The following is a 2,223-nucleotide window of genomic DNA, read 5'->3' as shown; positions in this document are numbered from 1 at the left end:
GACCAGACTTATTTTTGTAAATAAACCTGACATTGTACCAGTACCTTGTTCCTAATATTTTATTTATCTTTCTCATTTTGACAGAATAATTTAAAATCTCTAATTGGCAGCAGCCAACAAACGGTTTGCTTCTACCGCTGGACATTTACCTTTAATTAAATCAGTTTTCTGGCGGCAGCAGCAAGCCGCAGCGTTAGCCGTTATTTTTACCAGCTTCCACTTCAGACGGAGTAAGCAAAATTCCTAAACGAATTTTAAAGGCTTCATTTTCCCAGCCATCTGACAAATCAAGCCTTTTGATTGTGTGGTAAGGGATAGCTTCGTTGTCCTTCCAAAGGGCAACCAGTGAGCCGTAATACTTATGCTCACCAGTTGTTTTAAGTTCCAAATGCAATATTTTTCTTTTCATCTTGAAACTTTGATTTTATTGTTTTCAATATTTTGAGTTGGGATTTTTGTAAACGTTTTCCCTTCGCGCTCTTTTTTAATCAATTCTAAATTTTCAACAAGCATCTTGTATTGGTATCTGCAAATGTCAGCTTTACCATACACAGGCTCAATTCTTCCATTAAATTCAGCTACTTTATTTGCATCATAGCCAAGTTTTGCATTGTTTTCTAACTCTGTTGGTCGTAAATCTTTTAACCAATATTCAATGTAATCATTGTGCAATTTTTTATAAAACTTCAAAACTGCTTCGGCTACTTTAAATATGTTTTCGTGATAATTTTCCGAAGCTGCATCGAAAATATATTGTTGATTTTTGCTAAAAGAATGCAAATACCAAGTTTTACTAATCCAGCCAGCAGTTCTTGTATATTCTTTGCCATCAATCCGATTGATGGCAGTTGCGTTTACTAAAATCCCTTTAGCATCTGTAGAAGTGAATATTATTTCTATTACTTCATTTTTGAAAAGCGTTGTTTGCTCCATTTTGTGATTTTTTATTAATGAAAAATTTGGTTTTTGTAAGATTTCTTTTCCCAAGAAGAGGTAATTTGATTGAAGCAATTACCTGCTTCTTCTTCTTTTTCAGCAATTCTTCCCATAATATCAGCAAGTTTTGGGCGTTCAGTTCCGAAAATTTCTAAGTTTCTTTTTTTAGTAGCAGCAATTTCCATTCTTGCTACTAAGTTTTTCAAATCAGTTTTAACTTTTTTAGAAGTTGCAAGAGCCTCAACATTTGCATTTTCTTCGGCATAAGCTAAAAACTCAATCATCTTAGCTTTTACATCTTCTGCTTTCCAAACTTTGAAAATCCATTTTATAGAACTGATAACGCTTTCTCTATTTGCTGATAAAATTTCTTTAACTGTTGTCATTGTTATTTGCTTTTGTTACACAAATATACAACATATTTACAAGCCACCAAACTTTTATAGAAATATTTTTTAAATAATTACAAAATAGATTGGAACTAACTGATTTTCAAATAACTTATTTTTATAAATATTTTGAAAATTTTTACAAAATACCCAAAACAACGGCTAACAAGTGGTTTTGCAAAAGGATGGCAGAAGTGCAAAGCCATCAGCCCTTCACAAAGCCACAGGGCGTTGTATGTTATTGTGGGACGACCGTGTACAAATTAATGTCTGATTTTTATATTGTTTTTTACTAACCATTCTCAAACACTAAATTTCGTTTTATGATCCCATTTATTTTGACACTTCTTGCTTCTTTAATTGGTGGTACTGCATTTCTTGCATATAAACATCCTAAATATGGGGCGAAAATATGCTCAATAGGTTGGTGGATTTGTTTGTCCATTTTAATGTTAATTCAAATTTTTCAATTTGGTTATCAATATGCAGCATTGCAATATTTTAAATTGGATTTAAAAAACGAGAACTTTGAAACTGTAAAAAATCTAAATTCCGATAATATTATTACGACAACAATCATTATTGCAATAACGTGCGTTTGTTTTTTTACTATTTGGGTTTTATCAATGACCGTTTTTAGAAATATAATAAATGATGATGTAAATAACCATGCTAAGTAAAAACCCTTTTAGAAAATCAAAAACCATTTTTCTTTTCATATATATCTTTTTAACTTGTTAGTATTTCATTTCATAATTAGATTCACTCCAACTGCCACAAACAACAACATACAACATAAGTATTGCTGCAAGTACGGCAGGACGTTGAAGCAATCATCAGCAAATCGCTATTGTGCTTCGGTTCCAGCGGACGGAATACTTATGGACTTTTGTTTTTT

4 protein-coding genes are annotated in these 2,223 nt (G+C 31.8%); 1 reads left to right on the top strand and 3 read right to left on the bottom strand.

The genetic code is table 11. The annotated features are described in order from the left end of the window. Positions 1–193: 193 nt before the first annotated feature. The 3 genes from ACHZDT_RS21365 to ACHZDT_RS21355 are packed head-to-tail and all read right to left on the bottom strand — an operon-like array spanning position 194 to position 1,322. The gene (locus ACHZDT_RS21365; protein WP_394776727.1) at positions 194–409 is read right to left on the bottom strand and encodes a hypothetical protein; all 216 of its coding nucleotides are present in this window, start codon (positions 407–409) and stop codon (positions 194–196) included. Continuing rightward, positions 406–933 carry a hypothetical protein gene (locus tag ACHZDT_RS21360; protein ID WP_394776726.1) on the bottom strand — a complete coding sequence of 176 codons (528 nt, stop codon included), beginning with the start codon at positions 931–933 and terminating at the stop codon, positions 406–408. Before ACHZDT_RS21360 ends, ACHZDT_RS21365 begins: the two co-directional genes overlap by 4 nt. 14 nt (positions 934–947) lie before the next feature. After that, on the bottom strand, positions 948–1,322 hold the full coding sequence (locus ACHZDT_RS21355; RefSeq protein ID WP_394776725.1) for a hypothetical protein: 375 nt from the start codon (positions 1,320–1,322) through the stop codon (positions 948–950). 326 nt (positions 1,323–1,648) lie between these two features. Between ACHZDT_RS21355 and ACHZDT_RS21350 the strand changes: the two genes are divergently transcribed. Continuing rightward, positions 1,649–2,005, top strand: a complete 357-nt coding sequence (locus ACHZDT_RS21350) for a hypothetical protein (protein ID WP_394776724.1) — start codon at positions 1,649–1,651, stop codon at positions 2,003–2,005. The last annotated feature ends 218 nt before the right edge of the window (positions 2,006–2,223 follow it).

Origin of the sequence: Flavobacterium sp. (assembly GCF_043722275.1) — a bacterium.
In the GTDB taxonomy this organism is placed as follows: domain Bacteria; phylum Bacteroidota; class Bacteroidia; order Flavobacteriales; family Flavobacteriaceae; genus Flavobacterium.
Note: the sequence above shows the minus strand (reverse complement) of the source record. Positions and strands in the feature narration are given on the sequence as shown.

Excerpts from the sequence above, each read along its gene's own strand:
- ACHZDT_RS21365 (WP_394776727.1), bottom strand. The coding sequence starts at position 409 with ATGAAAAGAAAAATATTGCATTTGGAACTTAAAACAACTGGTGAGCAT.
- ACHZDT_RS21360 (WP_394776726.1), bottom strand. The coding sequence starts at position 933 with ATGGAGCAAACAACGCTTTTCAAAAATGAAGTAATAGAAATAATATTC.
- ACHZDT_RS21355 (WP_394776725.1), bottom strand. The coding sequence starts at position 1,322 with ATGACAACAGTTAAAGAAATTTTATCAGCAAATAGAGAAAGCGTTATC.
- ACHZDT_RS21350 (WP_394776724.1), top strand. The coding sequence starts at position 1,649 with ATGATCCCATTTATTTTGACACTTCTTGCTTCTTTAATTGGTGGTACT.